A 22,656-nucleotide genomic window follows, 5' to 3' on the forward strand; every position below is an offset into this window, starting at 1 on the left:
ATAGGCTTTGGCTTCGCCGCCGAACTTCTGCGACAGCACGGTCGTGATCGCTGCCGTCAGGGTCGTCTTGCCGTGGTCCACGTGGCCGATGGTGCCCACGTTGACGTGCGGCTTGGTCCGCTCGAATTTGCCTTTTGCCATTTTTTTCGACTCCGAAAAAAGTAACGATCACTACCCAAAAAACTGGTGGTGCAGTCACAGAAAACGCACCACGAACCGTGGTGCCCTTGGCGGGAATCGGACCCGCGACCTCTCCCTTACCAAGGGAGTGCTCTACCACTGAGCCACAAGGGCGAATTCTTGTCGCCGTTCGCAGTCGATGCCGTTCGTGGAGCGGGAGACGGGAATCGAACCCGCGTCATTAGCTTGGAAGGCTAAGGTTCTACCATTGAACTACTCCCGCGTCGGGGTGGCTCAACGGCCTTTTCGGCCTCCGACCCGGGCGCCCGTCAGGAACGCCTTGCTGCCACTTACTCATCAACTGCCATTCGCCGAGCTTCCCGACATGGGAAGCCTGGTGGAGGAGGCTGGATTCGAACCAGCGTAGGCGTAAGCCAACAGATTTACAGTCTGCCCCCTTTAGCCACTCGGGCACCCCTCCGGCGAGGAACCTCGGACTATAGCACGGTTCGTACGGCCCACCGGCCTGCCCGCCTACAGGACGGCCCCCAGGCCTGAGGGGACGCTGACGGCTCCAGCTCGGCTGACACACGGCGGGCCATGGATGTTGCTAGCGTGGGGCCATGCGTACTCTCAATCTCGCGCTCCAGGGCGGCGGCTCCCACGGCGCCTTCACCTGGGGCGTGCTCGACGCCCTGCTGGCCGACGGCCACGTGGATATCGAAGGCGTCAGCGGCACCAGCGCCGGCGCCCTCAATGCGGTCGCGCTCGCCAGCGGCTGGGCCAATGCCGAGGCGGCCGGCCGCGACCCGCGCGAAGGCGCCCGCGAGCGGCTGGCGGCCGTCTGGAACCGGGTTTCGGCCTGGGGCAGCCTGGGCACCCTGCCGCAGCAGTTCATGAAGATGATGCTCGGTGGCGCCGTGCTCTCGCCTTACCAGAGCAATCCGCTCGGGATCAACCCGCTGCGCGACCTGCTGGATGCGGAGATCGACTTCGTTGCCATCGCGGAACACCCGCGGCTGAAGGTGTTCGTATCCGCAACACATGTGAACACCGGCCGGGCCGTGGTCTTCAGCGGCCGCAAGCTGGACGCGCGGGCGGTGCTCGCCTCCGCCTGCCTGCCCCAGGTGTTCCACGCGGTGGAGATCGACGGCGAGCCCTACTGGGACGGCGGCTACTCCGTCAACCCGGCGCTGTCGCCGCTGCTCACGGAATGCCGCTGCGCCGACCTGCTGCTGGTGCAGATCAACCCGCTGCGCCGGGAGGAGACGCCGCGCAGCACGGCGGAGATCCAGGACCGCGTCAGCGAGCTCACCTTCAATGCCAGCCTGCTCACGCAGATGCGGGCGATCGACTTCATCAACCGGCTGGTGGCGGAAGGCGCGGTGTCGCATCCGCGCTGCCGGGCCGTGCGGGTGCACCGGGTGGACGGCGGCTCGGCGCTGGAGGCCTACCCGGGGTCTTCGCGCGGATCGCCGGACGCGGTGATGATCCAGCGCCTGTGCGAGGCGGGGCGGGCGGCCGCGCACGACTGGCTGCGCCGGCATTTCGCGGCGATCGGGCAGCACAGCACGGTGGACATCGCGCGGGATTACCTCGACGACACGCGGATGGATTTGCCCTTGCAGCCGGCGCGGCTGCATTTGCGGGCACCGTCGTTCCGGCCCTGGCTGGCGCGGCTGCTGCGCGGCTCTTGATTTCGTAGGCCGGGCTGCCGCAGGCACCCCAGCTTTGCGGCTCCCCAGGCAACCGCCGCGGCCGGTGTGCCTTCGGCATCCCAGGCTACGAGAACACCCCGGTGACCCCGCGCTCCGCCAGCCACTCCCGCGCCTGCCGGAAACACCCGCTGCCCAGGAACGGCACCGGCGGACGGCTCGCCGACAGCGGCGACGGATGGTTCGTCTGCAGCACCAGCACCTCGCGCGCGTATTGCGCCGCATGCTCGCGGATCAGGTCGGCCTTCGCCTGCGCGTGCGCACCCCACAGCAGGTAGACGCAAGGCGAGGCGGTCGCGGCGACCAGCCCGAGCAGCCGGTCGGTCAGCGCCTCCCAGCCCTTCTTCGCGTGGCTGGCCGGCTGGCCCTCCTCCACCGTCAGGCAGGCATTGAGCAGCAGCACGCCGGAGCGGGCCCAGCGCAGGAGCGAGCCGCTGGGCGGCGTCTCGCCCAGCTCCTTGAAGATGTTGCGCAGCGACGGCGGATGCTTCACGCCTTCGGCCACCGAGAACGCCAGCCCCTCGGCCTGCCCCGGCCCGTGGTACGGGTCCTGCCCGAGCACCACCGCGTGCACGCCTGCCAAAGGCGTGAGTTCCAGCGCGCGCAGCGGATGGGGCGGGTAGATCACCGCGCCCGCGGCCAGCCGCTCGCGGATGAACTCCGCCAGGCGCCGTCCCTCCGGGCTGGCGAGGAACTCGTCGACCGCGGGCCGCCAGCCTTCCGCCAGCGGCCACGCCTGCGGCGTCCAGGCCTGCAGCCGCGGCGGCTGCGCGGCGGGCTCCAGGTCGGCCCAGGGCAGTTCGGGCGCGGAAGCCTTGCGCGGGGCCACGTCAGTGGAACAGCGCGGCCAGCGCCTCGCCCGGGTCCGCGGCGCGCATGAACGCCTCGCCGACCAGGAAGGCATGCACGCCGGCGGCACGCATCTTCTGCACGTCCTCGCGCTGCAGGATGCCCGATTCCGTCACCAGCAGCTTGTCGGCGGGGACGTCCTTGAGCATGCCCAGCGTGGTGTCCAGGCTCACCTCGAAGGTGCGCAGGTTGCGGTTGTTCACGCCCACCAGCGGCGTCCTGAGCTTCAGTGCGCGCTGCAGTTCGGCCGCATCGTGCACCTCCACCAGCACCGCCATGTCGAGGCCGCGTGCCACGGCCTCCAGTTCCGCCATCTGCGCATCCGACAGGCAGGCCACGATCAGCAGGATGCAGTCGGCGCCCATCGCCCGCGCCTCGTACACCTGGTAGGCGTCGATCATGAAGTCCTTGCGCAGCACCGGCAGGTCGCAGGAGGCGCGGGCCTGCTTGAGGTAGTCCGGCTGGCCCTGGAAGAACTGGCGGTCCGTCAGCACCGACAGGCAGGCCGCACCGTGTTCGGCATAGCTCTGGGCGATGTCCGCGGGGATGAACTCCTCGCGCAGCACGCCCTTGCTGGGGCTGGCCTTCTTGATCTCCGCGATCACCGCCGCCTGGCCGGCGGCGATCTTGCGCCGCAGCGCGCCCTCGAAATCGCGCGTCAGCACGCGGCCGAGCGCGTCCTCGCGCACCGCCTCCAGCGACTTCTTCTTCCTCGCCGCCGCGACCTCCTCGCGCTTGACCGCGACGATCTTCTCCAGGATGTCGCTCATACGTGCCCCCACGCTCTGCACTTCGTGTCATCGCTGCCCCCCGAGGGGGCGTTCGCGTCTTCGGGCGGCCGTGCGACGCTCATGTGCCCCCACGCTCTGCACTTCGTGTCATCGCTGCCCCCCGAGGGGGCGTTCGCGTCTTCGGGCGGCCGTGCGACGCTCATCTCAGGCACCCAGCGCCTTGGAAACGCGCACCAGTTCCTCCAGCTTGGAGCGCGCCGCGCCGTTTTCGAGGACCGTGCGGGCCTTGGCGATGCCCTCGCGGATGCTGGAGACGACGTCGGCCGCGTACAGTGCGGCGCCCGAGTTGAGCACCACCACGTCGCGCGCGGGGCCGGCCTTGTTGTCCAGCACCTCGCGCATCATCGCCAGCGATTGCTGGGGCGTCTCCACCTTGAACGCGCGGTTGCTCGCCATCGGCACGCCGAAGTCCTCGGGGTGGATCTCGTACTCGCTGATCTCCCCGTTCTTCAGTTCGCCCACCATGGTGGCTGCGCCCAGGCTCACTTCGTCCATGCCGTCGCGGCCGTAGACCACCAGCGCATGCTCGGCGCCCAGCCGCTGCAGGGCGCGCACCTGGATGCCGACGAGGTCGGGGTGGAACACGCCCATCAGGATGTTGGGCGCGCTGGCCGGATTCGTCAGCGGGCCGAGGATGTTGAAGATGGTGCGCACCCCCATCTCCTTGCGCACGGGCGCCACGTTCTTCATCGCCGGATGGTGGTTGGGCGCGAACATGAAGCCGATGCCCGTCTCGGCAATGCACTTGGCGATCGCTTCGGGCGAGAGGTTGATGTTCAGGCCCAGCGCCTCCAGCACGTCGGCGCTGCCGCTCTTGCTCGAGACGCTGCGGCCGCCGTGCTTGCTCACCTTCGCGCCCGCGGCCGCCGCCACGAACATCGAGCAGGTGGAGATGTTGAAGGTGTGCGAGCCGTCGCCACCGGTGCCCACGATGTCGACCAGGTGCGTCTTGTCGGCCACGTGCACCTTGGTGGAGAACTCGCGCATCACCTGCGCCGCCGCCGTGATCTCGCCGATCGTCTCCTTCTTCACCCGCAGGCCCGTGACGAGCGCGGCCGTCATCACCGGCGACAGCTCGCCGCTCATGATCATGCGCATCACCTTGAGCATCTCGTCGTGGAAGATCTCGCGGTGCTCGATCGTGCGCTGCAGCGCTTCCTGGGGGGTGATCATGCGGTGCTCCTGTCTCTCAATGGGTTGGATTCTCGGCCAGGGCCAGCTTCAGCCCGAAGCCCATGAACATGAGGCCGGCCACGCGGTCCAACCACTGCAGGCTGCGCTGCACGGCGTGGGTGCGCGCGATCCAGGCGGCGGCCAGCGCCCAGCCGGCGTTGATGGCGACGCTGTCGACATTGAACAGGGTGCCGAGCGCGAGGAAGGCCAGCGCCTTGTGCTCCGTGTCCGGCGCGATGAACTGCGGCACGAAGGCGAGGAAGAAGATCGCGACCTTGGGATTGAGCGCGTTGGTGAGGAAGCCGCCGCGGAAGATGGCTCCCAGGCGCGCGGGTTGTTCGTAGGCTGGCGGTGAAGCGCCAGCGAAACCCCAGCGCTGCGGCGCCCCCTTCCCCACCAGCAAGCTCACCCCCACGTACAGGAGATAAGCCGCCCCCACCCACTTCAACACCGTGAACGCCGTCGCCGACGCGGCCAGCAAGGCGCTCACCCCCACCGCCGCCGCGAAGATGTGCACGAAGCACCCCGCATTGATCCCCAGCGCCGCCACGACGCCCGCCCTTGCGCCTCGCCGCATCGCGTTGCTCACGATATAGAGCACGTCGGGCCCGGGCGTGAGATTGAGCAGCAGGCCGGCGGCCACGAACAGCAGCAGGTGCGGTGCGTCCGGCATCGCGCTGGTCCTTCAGGCGCGGAAGAACGAGCGGATCGCCGCCACGGCGCGATCGACCCCGGCCTCGTCGACGTCGAGGTGCGTCACGAAGCGCATGCGGTACAGGCCCGTGGCCAGCACGCCCTGTTCCTTCAGGTGCTGCAGCAACTGGGCGGAGCGCTCGCGCGCCGGCCCGACCAGGTCGACGAACAGGATGTTCGTCTGCGGCACCTCGAACGACAGGCCTTCGATCCCCTGAAGCCCTTCGGCCAGGCGGCGGGCATTCGCGTGGTCCTGCGCGAGGCGCTCCACGTGGTGGTCGAGCGCATAGCTCGCCGCGGCGGCGATCAGCCCCGCCTGGCGCATCGCGCCGCCGGCCATCTTGCGGATGCGCCGCGCCTTCGCGATCAGTTCCCGCGATCCGCACAACGCCGAGCCCGCCGGCGTGCCGAGTCCCTTGCTGAAACACACGGAGACGCTGTCGAACAGGGAGGCGATGCGATGCGCCTCGGCGCGCACGTCGGTGCCGTTCTCCTTGGCCTGCGCCACTGCCGCATTGAACAGGCGCGCGCCATCGAGATGCGCCGCCAGTCCGCGCGCGTGCGCCAGCTTCGTCGCCTTCTCGAGATAGGCCTGCGGCAGCACCTGTCCGCCCAGCGTGTTTTCCAGCGCCAGCAGCCGGCTGCGGGCGAAATGGGGGTCGTCGGGCTTGATCGCCGCCTCGATGTCGGCCAGGGCGAGCGAGCCGTCGGGCTGGTGGTCCAGGGGCTGCGGCTGCACGCTGCCGAACACGGCGGCGCCGCCGCCTTCCCAGCGGTAGCAGTGCTGCATCTGGCCGACGATGTACTCGTCGCCACGCTGGCAGTGCGACAGCACGCCGCACAGGTTGCTCTGCGTGCCCGTGGGCACGAACAGGGCCGCCTCGAACCCGAGCAGAGCGGCGATCTTCTCCTGCAGCGCGTTGACGCTGGGGTCGTCGCCGAACACGTCGTCGCCCAGCGGCGCCGCGAACATGGCGGCGCGCATGCCTTCGGTGGGCTGGGTGACGGTATCGCTGCGCAGGTCGACGGGCTTCACTTGGCTTGCTCCAGGAAGTTCTTCAGCATCGCGTGGCCATGTTCCGTCAGGATGGATTCCGGGTGGAACTGCACGCCTTCGATCGGAAGGGTCTTGTGCCGCACCCCCATGATCTCGCCATCCTCGGTCCAGGCCGTCACCTTCAGGTCCGGGGGGCAGCTTTCGCGCTCGATGGCGAGCGAATGGTAGCGATTGACCGTGAACTTCTCCGGCAGGCCGGCGAAGACGCCTTCCTGCGTGGTCGTGATCTCGCTGGTCTTGCCGTGCATCAGTTGCTGCGCCCGGATGATCCTGCCCCCGAGCGCGGCGCCGATGGCCTGGTGCCCGAGGCAGACGCCGAGGATGGGCAGCCTGCCGGCGAAATGCTGGATGGCTGCCACCGAAATCCCCGCTTCCGCGGGCGAGCAGGGGCCCGGCGAAACGACCAGCCAATCGGGCTTCTTCGCCTCGATCTCCTGCAGCGTGATCTCGTCATTGCGATGCACTTCCACCTCCGCGCCCAGCTCACCGAAGTACTGGACGAGGTTGTAGGTGAAGCTGTCGTAGTTGTCGATCATCAGGAGTTTCATGACCGGCTCCCGGGAAAACAAGATACCGAACGCAGAGGGCGCAGAGGGAACGCAGAGGACGCAGAGGAAGAAAAGAGAAAGGTCCTCATAGCTTGTTCACCAGTCGGTGGATGCCCTTGACGACGGGAAAGGAGTGGAAGTTGATCAACAGTCCGAGCTTGTGCCCGGAGACTTTCAGGTAGGAGAGCAGCTGGGCGCGGTGGATGTCGGTCGCGGCGTCGATCGCCTTGAGTTCGACGATGACCGTGTTCTCGACCAGAAAGTCGGCCCGGTAGAGCACGCCGAGGTCTCGTCCCTTGTACTGCCCGGTGATCGGAACCTCCCGGTCGAACTGCAAGCCGCGTTCCGCCAGTTCGATGGCGAAGGCAGCCGAATAGGCACTCTCCAGCAGGCCGGGGCCCAGCAGCCGCTGCACCTCCACGGCGGCCCCGATGATTGCGTGCGAGCAATCATTCTCGATTCTTGGCTGCTCCTTCTGCGTCCTCTGCGCACTCTCTGCGCCCTCTGCGTTCGGTATCTGGTTTTGGAGGCTCATTCCAGCCCCTCTTCCACCAGCTCGCTCGCCCGCAGCAGCGCCCGCGCCTTTGCCTCCGTCTCCCTCCACTCGAGCTCCGGCACCGAATCCGCCACCACCCCCGCCGCGGCCTGCACGTACAGCGTCTGGTCCTTGATGATGCCGGTGCGGATCGCGATGGCCACGTCCATGTCGCCTGCGTAACTGAGATAGCCGCAGGCGCCGCCATAGATGCCGCGCTTGTTCGGCTCCAGCCGGTCGATCAGTTCCATCGCGTGCACCTTCGGCGCCCCCGTCAGCGTGCCCGCGGGGAAGGTCGCCTTGAGCACGTCCATGTTGGTCATGCCTTCGTCCAGGATGCCCTCCACGTTGCTCACGATGTGCATCACGTGGCTGTAACGCTCCACCACGAACGCCTCCGTCACCTTGACCGACCCGGTCTTCGCGATCCGGCCGATGTCGTTGCGCGCCAGGTCGATCAGCATCACGTGCTCGGCCCGCTCCTTCGCGTCGCCGAGCAACTCCTTCTCCACCGCCTTGTCGACCTCCGGCGTGGCGCCGCGCGGGCGCGTGCCCGCCAGCGGGCGGATGGTGATCTTCTCGCCCTCGGGCGTGTGTTCGTGCCGCACCAGGATCTCCGGCGAGGCGCCCACCACGTGGAAGTCCCCGCCCTTGTCGTCCGCACCGGTGAAGTTGTAGTAGTACATGTACGGGCTGGGATTGAGCGAACGCAGTGCGCGGTACAGCGACAGCGGCGACTCCGTGTAGCGCTTCTTGATGCGCTGCCCCACCTGCACCTGCATGAAGTCGCCGGCGGCGATCAGCTCCTTGGCGCGGTCCACGGCCTGGAGGTAATCGGCCTTGGCGAATTCGCGCTCCGCCGGAAAGGTTTCGGTCTGCTTGATGACCGGTGCGCTCACCGAGTACTTCAGCTGGTCCTTCAGTTCGCGCAGGCGCCGCTTGCCGGCGCCATAGGCCTCCGGCTTGCCCGGGTCGACATAGACGATCAGGTACAGCTTGCCCGAGAGGTTGTCGATGACCGCCAGCTCCTCGCATTGCAGCAGCAGGATGTCCGGGCAGTGCAGCGTGTCCGGCGGGCAGCTGCGCTCCAGCTTCTTCTCGATGTAGCGCACCGTGTCGTAGCCGAAGTAGCCGGCCAGCCCGCCGCAGAACCGCGGCAGCCCCGGCCGCAGCGCCACCTTGAAGCGCTTCTGGTAGGCGTCGATGAAGTCCAGCGGGTTGCCGCGCGCCGTCTCGACGACCTGGCCGTCGGTCACCACTTCGGTCTTCGCCTCGGGCCCGAAGCCGCTCGCGCGCAGCAGCGTGCGCGCCGGCAGGCCGATGAAGCTGTAGCGCCCGAACCGCTCTCCGCCCACCACCGACTCCAGCAGGAAACTGAGCTTGCCGCCGCCGCGCGCGTGCGCCAGCTTCAGGTACAGCGACAGCGGGGTCTCGAGGTCGGCGAAGGCCTCCGCAATCAGCGGAATGCGGTTGTAGCCCTGCAGCGCAAGGCTCTTGAATTCGAGTTCGGTGATCAAGGGTGAGCCTCCACAAGCTCGGCGGCGTGGGCGACGGCCGCGGGATCCGGACGATGCCTTCCCGACGGAAGGCGCGGGGGCACGGGCTGCCCCGTGCGAATCAGGTGCGCACTTGGACAGGCGGGCGCCAGGGCCAGGCTCCCCGGTCGCTGCAACCTGTGATGATGGTGCGGTGGATGAACATGCGAAGGCAGTGTAGCAAACGCTTGCGCGCTGCCGTCAACGGGTCGCTACCCCGCGCAGCAGGGCCGCGACCTCGGCCAGGGAGTCGACGAAGCCGTCCGCGTCCACCTGGCGCACCGGCTCGCCGTGGTTGTAGCCGTAGGTCACCAGCACGACCGGGCAGCCCGCCGCGCGCGCCGCCGCGGCGTCGTTGGCCGAGTCGCCGATCATCAGCGTGGCACCGGGCGCGGTCCCCAGCGCCTCGCAGGCCTTGCGCAGCGGCAGCGGGTCGGGCTTCTTGCGCTCGAAGGCGTCACCGCCGAACACCAGGTCGAAGGCCGGCGCCAGGCCCTTGGCCTGCAGGAGCCCGCGCGCGAACTCGCCGGGCTTGTTGGTCAGGCAGGCCAGGCGCAGCCCGGCGGCGCGCAGGGCGGCGATGCCTTCCTCCACGCCCGGATAGACCCTGGACCAATCGCCGTTGAGCGTCCGGTAGGCGTCGAAGTAGCGGTCCCAGGCCTGCTGGTACAGCTCGGCCGGCGCGCCGACGTGGGCCAGCGTGCTGCGCAGCAGGTGCTCGGTGCCCTTGCCGATGAAGCCGGCGATCGCCTCGGCCGGGACGCCAGGCAGGCTCAGTTCGCGCAGCATCTGGTTCAGCGCGGCATGGAAGTCGCCGAGCGTGTCGACCATCGTTCCGTCGAGGTCGATGATGGCGGCGCGCAGCGGCGTGGAGGCGGAAAGAGGCATGGCGCGAGGATACCGGGCGCGGAAACCGAACGGGAGCCCCAGTGCGATGCCGGTGCTTGCTGCACACGGGCGGCCAGGCACCGATGCGGTGGCGTGCCGATCAGCCGCCGGCAGCGCCACGTCCGGGCTTGCGCAGTGCCTTCGCCCACCGCTGTATGGCTGCGCGCAGCCTGCGCTGCTCGTTGACGTCCACGGGCATCGTCGGCAGCAATTCCAGGACCTGTGCCAGCATCACATGGCCGTGTTCGAGCAGTGCCATGCAGAACTCCCGGTCCTTCTCGCGCCCGGCGGCCGCTTTGGACAGGAAGAGATCAACCACGTCCAGGCAGTAGCCGACCCGGTCGTTCGTGTTGGCGTTCTGCACCCTGTGCACGCGGCTTTGCCAGTCGGCGGGAAGGACCGCCGTTTCGGGACCTACGCCTTGTGCGTAGTAGCCATGGGTCTCGTGAAACTGCGAGCCTTCCCCGATGGCCCCGTCGATCTTTTCGGCCAGTTCGGGCGCGTCTTTCGGGTAGATGTCGGCTTCCATCGACACCGTGAACACCGCATCGGGACGCGGAACGGGCCCGAGGATCGACTGGCTGCCGATGATGATGAACTCGTACTGGTCGGTGATCTCCGCGCTGGCGCGGATGATGTGTTCGAGCTCCTCGCGCGTCATGATTCCGGGCCGGAAGAAGGATCATCCTGCGGCTGGTGCGATTCTCCACCGAGCGCGACCCCATTCCGGAGGCTGCTGACCTGTGCCAGGATGGCTTGGCGGACATCTTCGGGCAGCACGGTGACCAGTGGCGACGCTTGTCGAAGTTGCTGGGCGTGGCGGGTGCGGCCAAGGACCTTTCGCCAGGCGCCGGCGTCGAGGATCTGGAGCCACTCGCGCCAGAGGCCGGCTGATCGCGGATCCCCGGTGTCGAGCCAGCGCTGCGCAACGGTCCTGGCCTTCAGGAGCAGTGCGGGGTCGGTCTTGATCCGGCGCAGGGCTTCCTCGTGGAGCGTCAGGCTCTGCAGGTCCTGCAGGCGATGTCGGCCTGACTCCGCAGACACCTGCACGTGGACGATGGGGGGCGGATGACGAGATCTGGCGCCGGCAGAGTCAGCTGGCGGCGGCAACAAGGTATCCCCGGCGAGAAGCGCCAGCTCGCCGCTGACGCCAAGAACCGACATCACCCGCAGGTATGTGCCGATGGCGGTGGCCGGGTCCCCGGCCTCGACATTTCGCAGAGTCGCCCGGTTGATCCCGACACGTTCCGCCATCTCGACCGTGCCCAGTCCCTGTGCTTTGCGGAGCCTTCTCAAGCGGTCCCCGAGCTGCAACAGGAGCTGACGGTCCAGGACAGAGCTGAGTTCCGGGCGAATCATTTGGCCACTATAGCAAGCAAAACCTGATGATTTGGCTAACATAGTGACCAGACTTTTCCCAACCCCCGGGCCCGGTCCAGGGTCAGTTCACGTACTGGCGCCTCGGCAAAACAAAAGCCAGGGCAATGGCCCTGGCTCGGCGGGATCAAGGCGCGTTCAGCGCCAGCGGCCGCTGCTGCTGCCCTCGAAGTTGGGCGATTCGACATCCGGCTGGACGCGCATCCAGCCCCGTTGCGGGGCCTTGGCCGGGGCGGCAGCACGTGGCGCCGCCGTCGTCTGGATGGAGGTCGGGCGCACATAGCCCACGACTTCGCCCTGCCGCTCCGGATCCGCTGACGCGAAGCCGCGGCCCGAACTCCAGTACGGGCGGGCGGTGGGTTGGGTGCTGGACGGCATGCGGGACTCCCTGTCGTGAAACGGCCGGCAGCTCGCCAGCCAGCACGCCATTGGGCCGCCATGGCCTCGATGACACAGTCAGTCCATCCGACATCACGCCGTGGGATTTGTCCTACGCGACCCCGGCGTGAGCGCCCGCCCTCAGGCGGGCACCAGCTCGACCAGCGCGCGGGACCAATGCCGGTGCTTGCCGATCGCGGCAATGAAGTCCTGGCCCAGCTGCTGGCGCGTCGTCGGCTCGTTGGTCCCGAGGATCACGCCGGCGGGGGCGGGAGCGTCGGCCTGCGGGACGCCCGCGGCCCGCAGGAGTTCCACCGACTCCCCGATCAGGCACAGCGGCTTGCAGTGCTTGTACGCCTCCAGCACGAAGTGGACCGCGTCGCCATCCTGCATCAGCGCCTGCGCGGCCGCGGCGCCGCCGGGCACCAGCACGGCGTCGAACATCACCGAAGGCGCGTTGAGGAAGGTGTGGTCGATCGGCACCTGCTGCCCCGAGGACGAGGCGATGAAGCCCAGGTGGGCGGCGACCACCTTGATGGTGGCCCCGGCATCGACGAGCGCCTGCTGGATGACCTTGAAGGCACCGAGTTCGACGCCCGCCGCCATCAGGACGGCGACCTTGCGGGTGGCGATGCTCCCGCCGCTCGTCTCCATGCTGAGCGACGGCGCCATTTCCAGCATCTGCTTGGCGCGCGGCTCGCGATACCCGGCGCGGCCCGCGGCCGCCCGCGCGTCCGGCGGCCCGATGCCCAGCGGCTCGGCCACCTTGCGCGCCAGCCGTGCATCGACGTGCGCCAGGTTGTCCACCACGCGCTGGCGGATCGCCGGCGTGTCGACGCGCGAGAGCTCGAACTGGAAGGCCGCGATGAGGTGCTCCTTCTCCGCCGCGCTCTGGCTGTTCCAGAACAGGGTGGCCTGGCTGAAGTGATCGTCGAAGCTGGGGCTGCGCCGGCGGATCTTCGGCGATTCCATCGCCTCGGCCATGCTCTGGAAGCCCTGCTCGCCGCCGTCGACACGGAACTCGGAGCCGTTGGCCAGCGTGTTCGGTTCGTACGACACGCGCCCGCGCTGAATGGTCATGCGGTGCATGCCGCCGCGCTGCAGGTTGTGCATGGGACACACGCCGCGGTTGATCGGCAGCTCGTGGAAGTTGGGCCCGCCCAGGCGCGACAGCTGCGTGTCGAGGTACGAGAACAGGCGGCCCTGCAGCAGGGGGTCGTTGGTGAAGTCGATCCCCGGCACCACGTGCCCGGGGTGGAAGGCCACCTGCTCCGTCTCGGCGAAGAAGTTCTCGGGGTTGCGGTTCAGGACCATCCTGCCGATCACGGTGACCGGCACGATTTCCTCCGGCACCAGCTTGGTCGGATCGAGCAGGTCGAAGCCCAGCTTGTCGGCGCGGTCCTCCGCGATCAGCTGCACCCCCAGTTCCCACTCGGGGAAGTCGCCGCGGTCGATCGCCTCCCACAGGTCGCGGCGGTGGAAGTCGGGGTCCTTGCCGGCGAGCTTCTGGGCCTCGTCCCAGGCCAGCGCGTGCTTGCCCAGCTTGGGGCGCCAGTGGAACTTGACGAAGTGCGAGGCGCCGCGGGCGTTGACGAAGCGGAAGGTGTGGACGCCGAAGCCTTCCATCATCCGGTAGCTGCGCGGAATGGCCCGGTCCGACATCAGCCACATCAGCATGTGCGAGCTCTCGGGCATCAGCGACACGAAATCCCAGAAGGTGTCGTGCGCGCTCGAGGCCTGGGGCATCTCGTGGTGCGGCTCCGGCTTGATCGCGTGCACCAGGTCGGGAAACTTCATCGCGTCCTGGATGAAGAACACCGGCATGTTGTTGCCCACCAGGTCGTAGTTGCCTTCGCGGGTGTAGAACTTGACGGCGAAGCCGCGCACGTCGCGCACCGTGTCCGCCGAACCCCGCGATCCCACGACGGTGGAAAAGCGCACGAACACCGGCGTGCGGCTGCCGTGCTCCTGCAGGAAGTCCGCCTTGGTGTATTCCACCAGCGGCCTGGTCAGCTCGAAGTACCCGTGCGCCGCGGCGCCGCGAGCATGCACCACGCGCTCGGGGATGCGCTCATGGTCGAAGTGGGTGATCTTCTCCCGCAGGATGAAGTCTTCCAGCAGGCTCGGTCCGCGCAGGCCCGCCTTGAGCGAGTTGTGGTTGTCGGGCAGCACCACGCCGTGGTTGGTCGTGAGCTGGTTTTCGGGCCCCTGCGTGAAGGCTTCGAGCTGCTTCTGGCGATTGGCGACGGGGTCGCCGGCTTTGGATTTGCGCGAGCCCTCCGAGCGGGAAGAGGCCATGTATCACTCCTGTCGGGCCGGGAGAGGAATCGGGACGGCAGGCGCGGCTGGGGCGCCTGCAACGGGGAAGAGCGCCGTCAGTCCGCTTCGAGGTCGAACACGGCTTCGAACATGCGCGCGACGGCTGCAATCGCCAGCACGCCGATGGCGCCGGCGGCAGCCCAGGTGAGCCAGAGGGGCACGACAGGTCCGATCTCCATCCGCTTCTCCCATCTTGCATTGCATTGTTCGGTTCCGCATTGGAGCAAGCCTCAGCTGCTGGGACCGTAGCCCTTCAGCGGGCGAGTTTGTGGGTCGGCATCGCCATGGTCCGTAGGAGCGGTCCGACACGCGCACGCGGGTCCGGCTGGCTCCGCCGCGCAGCGCGCGGCGCCGTCCTACCGGCCGCTGCCGAGCCGCGCGCCACCATGAAAGCCATTCAGGGAGATGCCATGAGCCGCAAGGACGAAGGCCGCGAGCCGGCCGGACGGACGCAGACCGAGGACCGCCAGGAAGCCACGCCGCCGGCACGCGGCGACACCGTCACCGCCCAGGGCGAGAAGCAGCAGCCCAAGGCGCAGCTGCCGCACGAGCGCGACGAGTCCGCCAGCAGCCAGGCGACGGAAAACGCGAGCGCACGGCGCATGGGCGAACTCGCCCACGACGGCGTGATGGAGGGCCAGCAGGACACCAGCAAGTCGCAGGAGATGGACGCGACCTACCACGCGGTGCGCCAGGGCAGCGACCCGGCGCCCGTGGACAAGCCGAACCGCAAGGGGCGGGCCAGCTAGCCCTTCAACTCGGAGCGCATCGCGGCTATCACGCCGCGGTAATCCGGCTTGCCGAAGATCGCGCTGCCGGCCACGAAGGTGTCGGCGCCGGCCGCGGCGGCGCGCGCGATGTTGTCGGTCTTCACCCCGCCATCCACCTCCAGCCGGATGTCGCGGCCGCTCGCATCGATGCGCGCGCGGGCCTGCTCGATCTTGCGCAGCGCCGAGTCGATGAAGCCCTGGCCGCCGAAGCCCGGGTTGACGCTCATGATCAGCACCAGGTCGATCTCCTCGATCACCCAGTCCAGCACGTCCAGCGGCGCCGCCGGATTGAACACGAGTCCCGCCTTGCAGCCCGCCGCCTTGATCGCCTGCACGCTGCGATGCACGTGCGTGGAGGCATCCGGGTGGAAGCTGATGTAGTCGGCGCCCGCCTCGGCGAAGGCCTGTGCCAGCGCATCGACCGGCTGCACCATCAGGTGGACGTCGATCGGCACCGGCGCGCCGGACGGCGTCTTCGCGTGCGGCTTGAGGGCCGAACAGATCATCGGGCCGAAGGTGAGGTTCGGCACGTAGTGATTGTCCATCACGTCGAAGTGGATCCAGTCGGCGCCGGCGGCGATCACGGCGCGGACCTCCTCGCCCAGGCGGGCGAAGTCGGCCGACAGGATCGACGGGGCGATGCGGAAGGTGCGCTTGCTCATGCCCCTATTCTCGCGCAGCGCCCCGGCCGGGCCGGCCGGGGTTTAGCATTGGCCCCCATGCCTCGCTACGCCTTCCGGGTCGACGTCCAGCCCCGCTTCCTGCCGGACCAGTCCGCGCCGGACCAGCACGTGTGGACCTTCGCGTACACCATCACCATCACCAACACCGGCGAAGTGCCCGCGCAGCTCATCTCGCGGCACTGGACCATCACCAACGAGCTCGGCGAGATCGAGGAGGTCAAGGGCCTCGGCGTCGTCGGCCAGCAGCCGCTGCTCAAGCCCGGCGAATCCTTCGAGTACACCAGCGGCTGCCGGCTGCGCACCGCCAGCGGCACCATGCAGGGCAGCTACTTCTGCGTGGCGGAGGACGGCGAGCGCTTCGACGTCGAGATCCCGGCCTTCATGCTGGACGACGGCGACAGCCGGCGCGTGCTGCACTGAGAAGGCCTCCATGGACCAGGTGATGGCCATCTGGGCCGAGTGGATGAAGCCTTCGGCGGGACTGCCCACCGTGCAGTGGTCGCTGCTGCTCGCCATCGCCGCCGCCGCGGGCCACCTGCTGCAACGCTACTCGGGCCTGCCCAAGGTGGTGGGCTACTCGATCGTCGGCACGCTGGCGGGCCTGGCCGGCTTCTCCGGCGCGGCCTGGCCGCTGCAGGGCGTGGCGCTGTTCCTGCTGGAACTGGGTGTGTCGCTCGTGCTGTTCGAGTCGGGCGGACGCATCGCGCTGCGCTGGTTCCGCCACAACCCCATGGTGCTGGTGCAAAGCCTGGCCGAGTCGACGCTCACGGCGATCGCCGTCTACCACGTGCTGCGCTGGCTGGAGGTGCGCGCCAGCGTCGCCGAGGGGCTGGCCCTGATCTCCATGGCGGCCTCGCCCGCGGTGCTCACGCGCATCGTGCTGGATACGCGGGCGGCGGGCGCCGTGACCGAGCGGGCGCTGGCGCTGTCGACCCTGAGCACCTTCTATGCGCTCACGCTGGTGAGCGCGCGCGCCGGCACGCTGCACCGCGAGGAGGCGATGCTGACCGCGACGCTGTACCCGGTGCTCGTGGTGCTGGGCGTGTCCTTCGTCGTCGGCGCCCTGCTGGCGCTGGCGCTGCGGTCCGCGCTGCGCTTCATGAGCCCCACCAGCGAGAACACGTCGATCCTGCTGATCTCGCTGATCGCCGCCGGCACGGCGCTGGCGGCGCACTTCGGCGGCTCGGCGCCGCTGGCCGCGCTGATCGGCGGGCTGATGCTCAAGCAGCTGCACCCGCGGCCCTGGACCTGGACGCGCCAGCTCGGCACCGCCGCCTCGCTGCTCACGATGATGATGTTCGTGCTGGTGTCGGTGGTGGCCGCCAAGGCCGACTGGAACCCCGCCGTCGCGGGGCTGGTCGCCGCCGTCGTCTTCACGCGCTTCTTCGCCAAGGTGGCGGGCGTGACGCTCGCCAACCCGGGCAGCGGCACGACGTGGCGGCAGGCGGTGTGGACCGGCTGCGCGATGGGGCCGATGTCGTCCATCGCGCTGCTGCTCGTGTCGCAGTTCATGTCCACGTCGATGACGCTGGGCTCGCGCATCGCCAGCATCGCCCTGCCGGTGATCCTGATGATGGAGATCCTGGGCGCGATCATCGCCACCTTCGCCATCTACCGCGCGGGCGAAAGCCTCAAGCCCTGGGACCCGCGCGGCGCGCTGGCGGGCGTCGGGGAGCTGCGTGGGTAGGCCGACCGAGCCCGGGCTCGCCGCGCCGGCGCCCACCTTCGCACCGGCACCGGAGCTGGAGCCGTTCCGCGAATCGGCGCCGCTGTCGCTGGGCGTGGAACTCGAGCTGCAGCTCGTGAACACGCACGACTACGACCTGGCGCCCTACTCCGCCGAGATGCTGCGGCTGATCGAGAAGATGCCGCTGCCCGGCTCGGTGGTGCCGGAGATGACGTCCAGCATGATCGAGTGCTCCACCGGCGTGTGCCACTCGGCCAGCGAGGTGCTGGGCGAGCTCACGATCCTGCGCGACGCGCTGGTGCGCTGCGCCGACAAGCTGAACATCGCCTGCGTGGGCGGCGGCACGCACCCGTTCCAGCAGTGGCACGAGCAGCGCATCTACGACCGGCCGCGCTTTCGCCAGCTGTCGGAGCTGTACGGGTACCTGTCCAAGCAGTTCACGATCTTCGGGCAGCACGTGCACGTCGGCTGCCCGGACGCGGACAGCGCGCTGCTGATGCTGCACCGCATGTCGCGCTACATCCCGCACTTCATCGCGCTGTCGGCCAGCTCGCCCTTCGTGCAGGGGCAGGACACGCAGTTCGATTCGGCCCGCCTCAATTCGGTCTTCGCGTTCCCGATGTCGGGCCGCGCGCCCTACACGCTGCACTGGGAGGAGTTCGCGAAGTTCTTCGCCAAGACCACGCGCACCGGCGTGATCAAGAGCATGAAGGACTTCTACTGGGACATCCGGCCGAAGCCGGAGTACGGCACGATCGAGATCCGCGTGTTCGACACGCCGCTGACCATCGAGCGCGCCGCCGCGCTCGCCGGCTTCGTGCAGTCGCTGGCGGGCTGGTTCCTGCACGAGCAGCCCTTCGTGCCGCAGGAGGACGACTACATGGTCTACACGTACAACCGCTTCCAGGCCTGCCGCTTCGGCCTCGACGCGGTGTATGTCGACCCGCCCACGGGCGAGCACCAGCCGCTGCGCGAGCACATCCTGCAGACCCTGCGGCAGGTAGCGCCGCACGCGCAGGCGCTGGGCGCCGGTGCGGCCATCGAGATGCTGGCCGAGTCCGCCGAGCGCGGCACCAACGACGCGCGCTGGCTGCGCGAGACGCACGCGCGCGAGCGCCTGCTGGCGGAGATGGTGCGGCAGGCGGCCGAGCGTTTTCGCGGCCGCGCCTGACGCGCGGCGCGGGCTGCATGCCGCGGCGACGCAGCGGTTAAGCTCTCCGCATGGGTGAGTTCGAGCTGATCGCGCGTTTCTTCGACCGGCCCGTGAGGCGCAGCCCCCTCGGCGTGGGCGACGACTGCGCGCTGCTGCAGCCCGCTGCGGGCATGCAGCTGGCCGTCTCCACCGACCTGCTGGTGGAAGGCCGGCATTTCCTGTCCACCGTGGATCCGCGCCGTCTCGGGCACAAGGCACTGGCCGTGAACCTGAGCGACCTGGCGGCCTGCGGCGCGCAGCCGCTCGCCTTCACGCTGGCCATCGCGCTGCCCCGGGTGGACGAGGCGTGGCTGGCCGCCTTCGCGCAGGGGATGTTCGCGCTGGCCGACGCGCACGGCTGCGAACTGGTGGGCGGCGACACCACGCGTGGGCCGCTGGCCATCGACATCACCGTGTTCGGCGAAGTGCCCGCCGGCCAGGCGCTGCTGCGTTCGGGCGCGCGCGCGGGCGACGAGCTGTGGGTCAGCGGCACGCTCGGCGACGCGCGGCTGGCGCTGGAAGCGTTCCGCGGCAAGGTCTCGCTGCCGCAGGAGGTGTTCGAGGCGGCGAGGCGGCGGCTGGAGTTGCCGCAGCCGCGCGTGGCACTGGGCTGCGCGCTGCGCGGCATCGCCAGCTCCGCGATCGACATCAGCGACGGGCTGGCGGGCGACCTCGGCCACGTGCTGCGCCGCTCGGGCGTGGGCGCGTCGGTCGCGCTCGCGCAGGCGCCGCAACTTCTCGCCGCCGCGCGCGCCGGGCTGAAGCTCGACGCCCGGCTGGTGGAAGACCTCGTCTTTGCCGGCGGCGACGACTACGAGCTCGCCTTCACGGCCCCCGCTTCGCGGCGCGATGCGGTGGAGGCTGCGGCGCAGCGCGCGGCGACGCCCGTCACGCGCATCGGCAGCATCGAGGCCGCGCCCGGCCTGCGGCTGCTGGACGGGGCCGGCCATGTCGCGAGCCGCGACTTCGGCGGCTTCGACCACTTCGGCGACAGTCCGGCGCTCAGCGCGGGCTAACCCGCCCCGGGCTTCCCCGGGGCTCACCCGTTTGGGCGATGGCGCACCGGCGCTTTCTGAACAGACTTGCCCACAACACACAACAACAACGACGCAGGGAATGGCACACAGTGCAGTCACGAACACTGCTGTTCGCGCCTTCGCAGCGGCCCCTTCAGGCCGCTCGACCGCCGTCGTCGCGCGTCCCTCGAGGGCGCCACGACGCGATGCCTGACCGCAACCTCTCCGCCCCGACGGATCCGACGCTGCTGGACGTCATCCACAGCATCCATGCGGCCGCGCGCGATCCCAGCCTGTGGCCGGGCGTGCTGGGCAAGGTGCTCGCAATCGTCGGCAAGTACGCCTGCCGCCCCTCGCCCGAGGTACCCGACGCCCATCTCCTCGTCGAGGCGGTCGAGTGGCGCCTGCAGGAACTGCACGCCGTCACGCACGCGGCGCTGCAGGCGCTGGAACGCCTGAACTACGGCGTGCTCCTGCTCGGGCCGGATGGCGAGCTGCGCCACGCCAACCGCCGCGCCCAGGACATCTCGCGCCGCACGCGCGCCTATTCCGTCAGCGCCACCGGCCGGCTGCAGGCTTCCGCCTCCGCGCTCTCCACCCGGCTGCACAAGGCGGTGCAGGGCGCGGCGCAGGGCAGCGGCACGCGCGACATGGCAGGCACGCCGCTGCGGCTGCGCGGGGTGAGCGGGGCCGACGTGCATGCCTTCGTGGTGCCGGTGCCCGCCGGCACGCAGCACCTGGAGAAGGCGGTGGTGGCGATGATGTTCGTGGCCGACCCGGAATCGACCTTGCCGAACTTCCCGGAGAAGCTCAGGCAGATCTACCACCTGAGCCCGACCGAGGCGCAGCTCGCCGAAGCGCTGGTGAACGGCCGCTCGCTCAAGCAGTTCGCGGTGGAGCGCGGCACCAGCCTCAATACCGTGCGCACGCAGCTGCGCTCGCTGGCGGCCAAGGTGGGCGCCAAGCGCCAGCTCGACGTGGTGCGCTGCATCCTCACCGGCCCCGCGGTGCTGGACCTGTGAGGGCGCTCGTCCTGCTGCTCGCGACGGCGCTGTACGCGGGCGGCGCGCTGGCCGGCCCCGGCTTCCACGGCGTGGTCACGCACGTCACCGACGGCGACACCCTGTGGGTACGCCCGCGCGAAGGCGGCGAGGCGGTGCAGGTGCGGCTGCTGCACCTCGACGCGCCGGAAGGCTGCCAGTCCTTCGGGCCGCAAGCGAAGCAGGCGCTGCGCGAACGCGTCCTGCACCGGCCGGTGCGGGTGCGGCCCGAGGGGGTGGACGACTACGGCCGGCAGCTCGCGCGCGTGCGCCATGGGCGCGAGGACGTCGGCGCCTGGCTCGTGCGCAACGGCTACGCATGGTCCATGACCTTCCGCGGCAAGCGCGGCCCGTACGCGCCGCTGGAGGAGCAGGCGCGCGGCGAGCGCCGCGGACTCTGGGCGCTGCCGGGCGCGCTCGACCCGCGCAGCTTCCGCCAGCGCTTCGGCCGCTGCCCCTAGTGTCCTGTCCCGTAAATATCCAGGCTCTCGCTGCCCCGTATCGGGCCGCAGGCAAGGCGCGGGCCCGTTTCCCCTGCCGCCCTGCGGCTACCATCCGCGGGTGATGCCGCCCGCCACCTGCGCCGCCGACGATCCGCTGCCGCCCCGGCGGCCCGACGCCGCCTTCATGCTGTCGCACCCCGCGCACCTCGTTGCGCTCGGTTTCGGTGCGGGTCTGGCGCCGTTCGCACCGGGCACGTGCGGCACCGTGGGGGCCTGGATCGCCTTCCTGGTGCTGCAGCACTGGCTGGACGCGGGGCAGATCGGCGAGCTGGTCGTGCTGTCGCTGCCGCTGGGCTGGTGGGCCTGCAGCGTGACGGCGCGCAACCTGCGCTCGCCCGACCCGTCGGCCATCGTCTGGGACGAGATCGCCTGCTTCTGGATCGTGCTGTGGGTGCTGATGCCGGCCGGCTGGCTGGCGCAGCTCGCGGCCTTCCTGCTGTTCCGCCTGTTCGACATGGCCAAGCCCGGGCCGATGGGCTGGGCCGACCGGCGCTTCAAGGGCGTCGGCTGGCGGGGCGGCTTCGGCATCATGGTCGACGACCTCGTCGCGGCCTTCTGCACCCTGCTGGTCCTGGCCCTGTGGAGGACGCTCTGGTGAACGAGCCTTCGACGCTGGTGCTGTGCGAGCGGCTCGCGCAGGCGCTGCTGGCCCGCGGCTGGATGCTGGCCAGCGCCGAGAGCTGCACCGGCGGGATGATCGCCGCGGCCTGCACCGACCTGGCGGGATCGAGCCAGTGGTTCGAACGCGGCTTCGTGACCTACTCGAACGAGGCCAAGCAGGAGATGCTGGGGGTGGAGGCGGCGCTCATCGCGCAGCACGGGGCCGTCAGCGAAGCGGTCGCGCGCGCCATGGCCTCCGGCGCGGTGCGCCATTCCCGCGCCCGGGTGGGGGTGGCGGTGACGGGGATTGCGGGGCCGACTGGGGGAAATCCCCAAAAACCGGTGGGGACTGTGTGGTTCGGATTCCAGGTGGACGGGCGCCTGACCAGCGAAATGCGGCGCTTCGACGGCGACCGGGCCGCGATCCGTGCAGCCACGGTGCGGCACGCGCTGGAGCGGCTGCTGGAACGGGTGGGCTGAGGCGCCCGCTCAGCTGGGCGAACCGGCCCGGACCGCCGCTCGGTGGTTGGTGCGCACGCGGCGCTGCTTGACCAGGCGCGGCAGCAGGACGCTGCGGCGCAGGCCCTCGGCGGCACTGGCCGTCGTGGACTTCATGTCGTGCCCGAGGTTGGCGAGTTCCTCGTCGATTTCCTCGATCCGGTCGCTCCACCGCCCCGTCTGCATCTGGTCCATGGCCAGGACCATGCGCAGCGCGAGGAGGTTGCGCACCAGCCGGGCGTTGCGTTCTTCGTTGGAGGGGGGGTTTGCGGGCGTCACGTTGTTACTCTCTGGGGTACTACTAGCATGACACGTGCCCGCATCGGGGACTGTCGGAACGAAGCGGTTGCGACATGGGCCTGGGCCTACCGGTGGCGTAGTACTCAGTCCCTGGGCAAAGCCAGCCGGCCGCTTCCGCAGCACTGGAGGCAGGACAGGTACAGCAGGCCCGGGCCCGGATCGAGCGCCGGCTCGTAGCGGTACCAGCCGCCGGTGCCCATGCATTCCTCGCAGGAAGGCTGCGCCGCCGCGGCAGCGGCCGCCGCCTCGGCCCGGGTGTCGGCATAAGGGGAGAAGGTGGTCAGCTCGGTCATGGTGGTCGCCTGGGTTGGTCGCTCGGGTTGTGCCTTGTACTGCGCGCAAGTTACCCATTGATGAAGGCGGGCGCCGTGGCCCGGAACCGAACCCGG

Annotated in this window: 28 protein-coding genes and 3 tRNA genes; 10 read left to right on the forward strand and 21 right to left on the reverse strand. The window is 69.5% G+C overall.

Annotated elements, in window-relative coordinates; all coding sequences use genetic code 11:
- The 4 genes from WG923_RS28530 to WG923_RS28545 all read right to left on the reverse strand — a co-directional run.
- On the reverse strand, positions 1-141 hold a 141-nt coding region (locus WG923_RS28530; RefSeq protein ID WP_340352762.1), incomplete at its 3' end, for a GTP-binding protein.
- A gap of 78 nt (positions 142-219) precedes the next feature.
- Positions 220-294: transfer RNA gene (locus WG923_RS28535), tRNA-Thr, on the reverse strand.
- 35 nt (positions 295-329) lie between these two features.
- Positions 330-403, reverse strand: a tRNA-Gly gene (locus WG923_RS28540).
- 112 nt (positions 404-515) lie between these two features.
- Positions 516-601: transfer RNA gene (locus WG923_RS28545), tRNA-Tyr, on the reverse strand.
- A 142-nt stretch (positions 602-743) separates the two neighbouring features.
- On the opposite strand from WG923_RS28545, the gene WG923_RS28550 reads away from it, so the two are divergent.
- Positions 744-1,817, forward strand: a complete 1,074-nt coding sequence (locus tag WG923_RS28550) for a patatin-like phospholipase family protein (RefSeq protein WP_340354424.1) — start codon at positions 744-746, stop codon at positions 1,815-1,817.
- A gap of 85 nt (positions 1,818-1,902) precedes the next feature.
- Here the strand turns inward: WG923_RS28550 and WG923_RS28555 are convergent, their stop codons facing one another.
- The 14 genes from WG923_RS28555 to WG923_RS28620 all read right to left on the reverse strand — a co-directional run bounded on the left by WG923_RS28555 (position 1,903) and on the right by WG923_RS28620 (position 14,157).
- Positions 1,903-2,664, reverse strand: a complete 762-nt coding sequence (locus WG923_RS28555; RefSeq protein WP_340354425.1) for a uracil-DNA glycosylase — start codon at positions 2,662-2,664, stop codon at positions 1,903-1,905.
- 1 nt (position 2,665) lies between these two features.
- Positions 2,666-3,454, reverse strand: coding sequence for an indole-3-glycerol phosphate synthase TrpC (gene trpC, locus WG923_RS28560; RefSeq protein WP_340354426.1), 789 nt, complete (start codon positions 3,452-3,454; stop codon positions 2,666-2,668).
- Between the two features lie 165 nt (positions 3,455-3,619).
- On the reverse strand, positions 3,620-4,648 hold the full coding sequence (gene trpD / locus WG923_RS28565) for an anthranilate phosphoribosyltransferase (protein WP_340354427.1): 1,029 nt from the start codon (positions 4,646-4,648) through the stop codon (positions 3,620-3,622).
- A 16-nt stretch (positions 4,649-4,664) separates the two neighbouring features.
- Positions 4,665-5,321, reverse strand: a complete 657-nt coding sequence (locus WG923_RS28570; RefSeq protein ID WP_340354428.1) for a LysE family translocator — start codon at positions 5,319-5,321, stop codon at positions 4,665-4,667.
- A gap of 12 nt (positions 5,322-5,333) precedes the next feature.
- A complete protein-coding gene (ltaE, locus tag WG923_RS28575) occupies positions 5,334-6,377 on the reverse strand; it encodes a low-specificity L-threonine aldolase (RefSeq protein ID WP_340354429.1) in 1,044 nt (347 codons plus the stop codon).
- Positions 6,374-6,946: an anthranilate synthase component II gene (locus WG923_RS28580; protein ID WP_340354430.1), complete on the reverse strand. Its 573-nt coding sequence runs from the start codon at positions 6,944-6,946 to the stop codon at positions 6,374-6,376. The genes ltaE and WG923_RS28580 overlap by 4 nt, the downstream gene beginning before the upstream one ends.
- 85 nt (positions 6,947-7,031) lie before the next feature.
- The gene (locus WG923_RS28585; protein WP_340354431.1) at positions 7,032-7,481 is read right to left on the reverse strand and encodes a GxxExxY protein; all 450 of its coding nucleotides are present in this window, start codon (positions 7,479-7,481) and stop codon (positions 7,032-7,034) included.
- The gene (trpE, locus tag WG923_RS28590; RefSeq protein WP_340354432.1) at positions 7,478-8,998 is read right to left on the reverse strand and encodes an anthranilate synthase component I; all 1,521 of its coding nucleotides are present in this window, start codon (positions 8,996-8,998) and stop codon (positions 7,478-7,480) included. The genes WG923_RS28585 and trpE overlap by 4 nt, the downstream gene beginning before the upstream one ends.
- Before the next feature lie 219 nt (positions 8,999-9,217).
- Positions 9,218-9,904 (reverse strand): phosphoglycolate phosphatase, encoded by a 687-nt coding sequence (locus tag WG923_RS28595; protein ID WP_340354433.1) that lies wholly within the window; start codon positions 9,902-9,904, stop codon positions 9,218-9,220.
- Between the two features lie 100 nt (positions 9,905-10,004).
- Entirely contained in the window at positions 10,005-10,565 is a 561-nt protein-coding gene (locus WG923_RS28600; RefSeq protein WP_340354434.1) for a DUF6036 family nucleotidyltransferase, read from the reverse strand.
- On the reverse strand, positions 10,562-11,263 hold the full coding sequence (locus tag WG923_RS28605) for a helix-turn-helix transcriptional regulator (RefSeq protein WP_340354435.1): 702 nt from the start codon (positions 11,261-11,263) through the stop codon (positions 10,562-10,564). The genes WG923_RS28600 and WG923_RS28605 overlap by 4 nt, the downstream gene beginning before the upstream one ends.
- Positions 11,264-11,419: 156 nt before the next feature.
- Positions 11,420-11,659, reverse strand: coding sequence for a hypothetical protein (locus WG923_RS28610; protein ID WP_340354436.1), 240 nt, complete (start codon positions 11,657-11,659; stop codon positions 11,420-11,422).
- Positions 11,660-11,800: 141 nt separating this feature from the next.
- On the reverse strand, positions 11,801-13,957 hold the full coding sequence (locus WG923_RS28615; RefSeq protein ID WP_340354437.1) for a catalase: 2,157 nt from the start codon (positions 13,955-13,957) through the stop codon (positions 11,801-11,803).
- Positions 13,958-14,034: 77 nt separating this feature from the next.
- Positions 14,035-14,157, reverse strand: coding sequence for a hypothetical protein (locus WG923_RS28620; protein ID WP_340354438.1), 123 nt, complete (start codon positions 14,155-14,157; stop codon positions 14,035-14,037).
- Positions 14,158-14,388: 231 nt separating this feature from the next.
- On the opposite strand from WG923_RS28620, the gene WG923_RS28625 reads away from it, so the two are divergent.
- Entirely contained in the window at positions 14,389-14,727 is a 339-nt protein-coding gene (locus WG923_RS28625) for a hypothetical protein (RefSeq protein ID WP_340354439.1), read from the forward strand.
- Here the strand turns inward: WG923_RS28625 and rpe are convergent.
- A complete protein-coding gene (rpe, locus tag WG923_RS28630) occupies positions 14,724-15,410 on the reverse strand; it encodes a ribulose-phosphate 3-epimerase (protein WP_340354440.1) in 687 nt (228 codons plus the stop codon). The genes WG923_RS28625 and rpe overlap by 4 nt on opposite strands.
- A 57-nt stretch (positions 15,411-15,467) precedes the next feature.
- Between rpe and apaG the strand changes: the two genes are divergently transcribed.
- From apaG to WG923_RS28670, 8 genes are all read left to right on the forward strand, one after another.
- Positions 15,468-15,851: a Co2+/Mg2+ efflux protein ApaG gene (gene apaG / locus WG923_RS28635; protein ID WP_340354441.1), complete on the forward strand. Its 384-nt coding sequence runs from the start codon at positions 15,468-15,470 to the stop codon at positions 15,849-15,851.
- A 10-nt stretch (positions 15,852-15,861) separates the two neighbouring features.
- The gene (locus tag WG923_RS28640; RefSeq protein ID WP_340354442.1) at positions 15,862-17,118 is read left to right on the forward strand and encodes a cation:proton antiporter; all 1,257 of its coding nucleotides are present in this window, start codon (positions 15,862-15,864) and stop codon (positions 17,116-17,118) included.
- Between the two features lie 55 nt (positions 17,119-17,173).
- A complete protein-coding gene (locus tag WG923_RS28645; RefSeq protein ID WP_340354471.1) occupies positions 17,174-18,289 on the forward strand; it encodes a YbdK family carboxylate-amine ligase in 1,116 nt (371 codons plus the stop codon).
- Positions 18,290-18,339: 50 nt separating this feature from the next.
- Positions 18,340-19,326, forward strand: a complete 987-nt coding sequence (gene thiL, locus WG923_RS28650; RefSeq protein WP_340354443.1) for a thiamine-phosphate kinase — start codon at positions 18,340-18,342, stop codon at positions 19,324-19,326.
- Between the two features lie 206 nt (positions 19,327-19,532).
- Entirely contained in the window at positions 19,533-20,348 is an 816-nt protein-coding gene (locus tag WG923_RS28655; protein ID WP_340354444.1) for a helix-turn-helix transcriptional regulator, read from the forward strand.
- Positions 20,345-20,827 (forward strand): thermonuclease family protein, encoded by a 483-nt coding sequence (locus WG923_RS28660; RefSeq protein WP_340354445.1) that lies wholly within the window; start codon positions 20,345-20,347, stop codon positions 20,825-20,827. The genes WG923_RS28655 and WG923_RS28660 overlap by 4 nt, the downstream gene beginning before the upstream one ends.
- 103 nt (positions 20,828-20,930) lie before the next feature.
- Positions 20,931-21,467 (forward strand): phosphatidylglycerophosphatase A family protein, encoded by a 537-nt coding sequence (locus WG923_RS28665; RefSeq protein ID WP_340354446.1) that lies wholly within the window; start codon positions 20,931-20,933, stop codon positions 21,465-21,467.
- The gene (locus WG923_RS28670) at positions 21,464-21,949 is read left to right on the forward strand and encodes a CinA family protein (RefSeq protein WP_340354447.1); all 486 of its coding nucleotides are present in this window, start codon (positions 21,464-21,466) and stop codon (positions 21,947-21,949) included. The genes WG923_RS28665 and WG923_RS28670 overlap by 4 nt, the downstream gene beginning before the upstream one ends.
- A 9-nt stretch (positions 21,950-21,958) precedes the next feature.
- Here WG923_RS28670 and WG923_RS28675 read toward each other — a convergent pair whose 3' ends face one another.
- Complete coding sequence (locus WG923_RS28675; RefSeq protein WP_340354448.1) at positions 21,959-22,246, reverse strand: hypothetical protein; 288 nt, start codon at positions 22,244-22,246, stop codon at positions 21,959-21,961.
- 104 nt (positions 22,247-22,350) lie between these two features.
- Entirely contained in the window at positions 22,351-22,560 is a 210-nt protein-coding gene (locus WG923_RS28680; protein ID WP_340354449.1) for a hypothetical protein, read from the reverse strand.
- Positions 22,561-22,656: the final 96 nt, after the last annotated feature.

Origin of the sequence: Ramlibacter sp. AN1133 (assembly GCF_037890035.1) — a bacterium.
Classification (GTDB): Bacteria; Pseudomonadota; Gammaproteobacteria; order Burkholderiales; family Burkholderiaceae_C; genus Ramlibacter.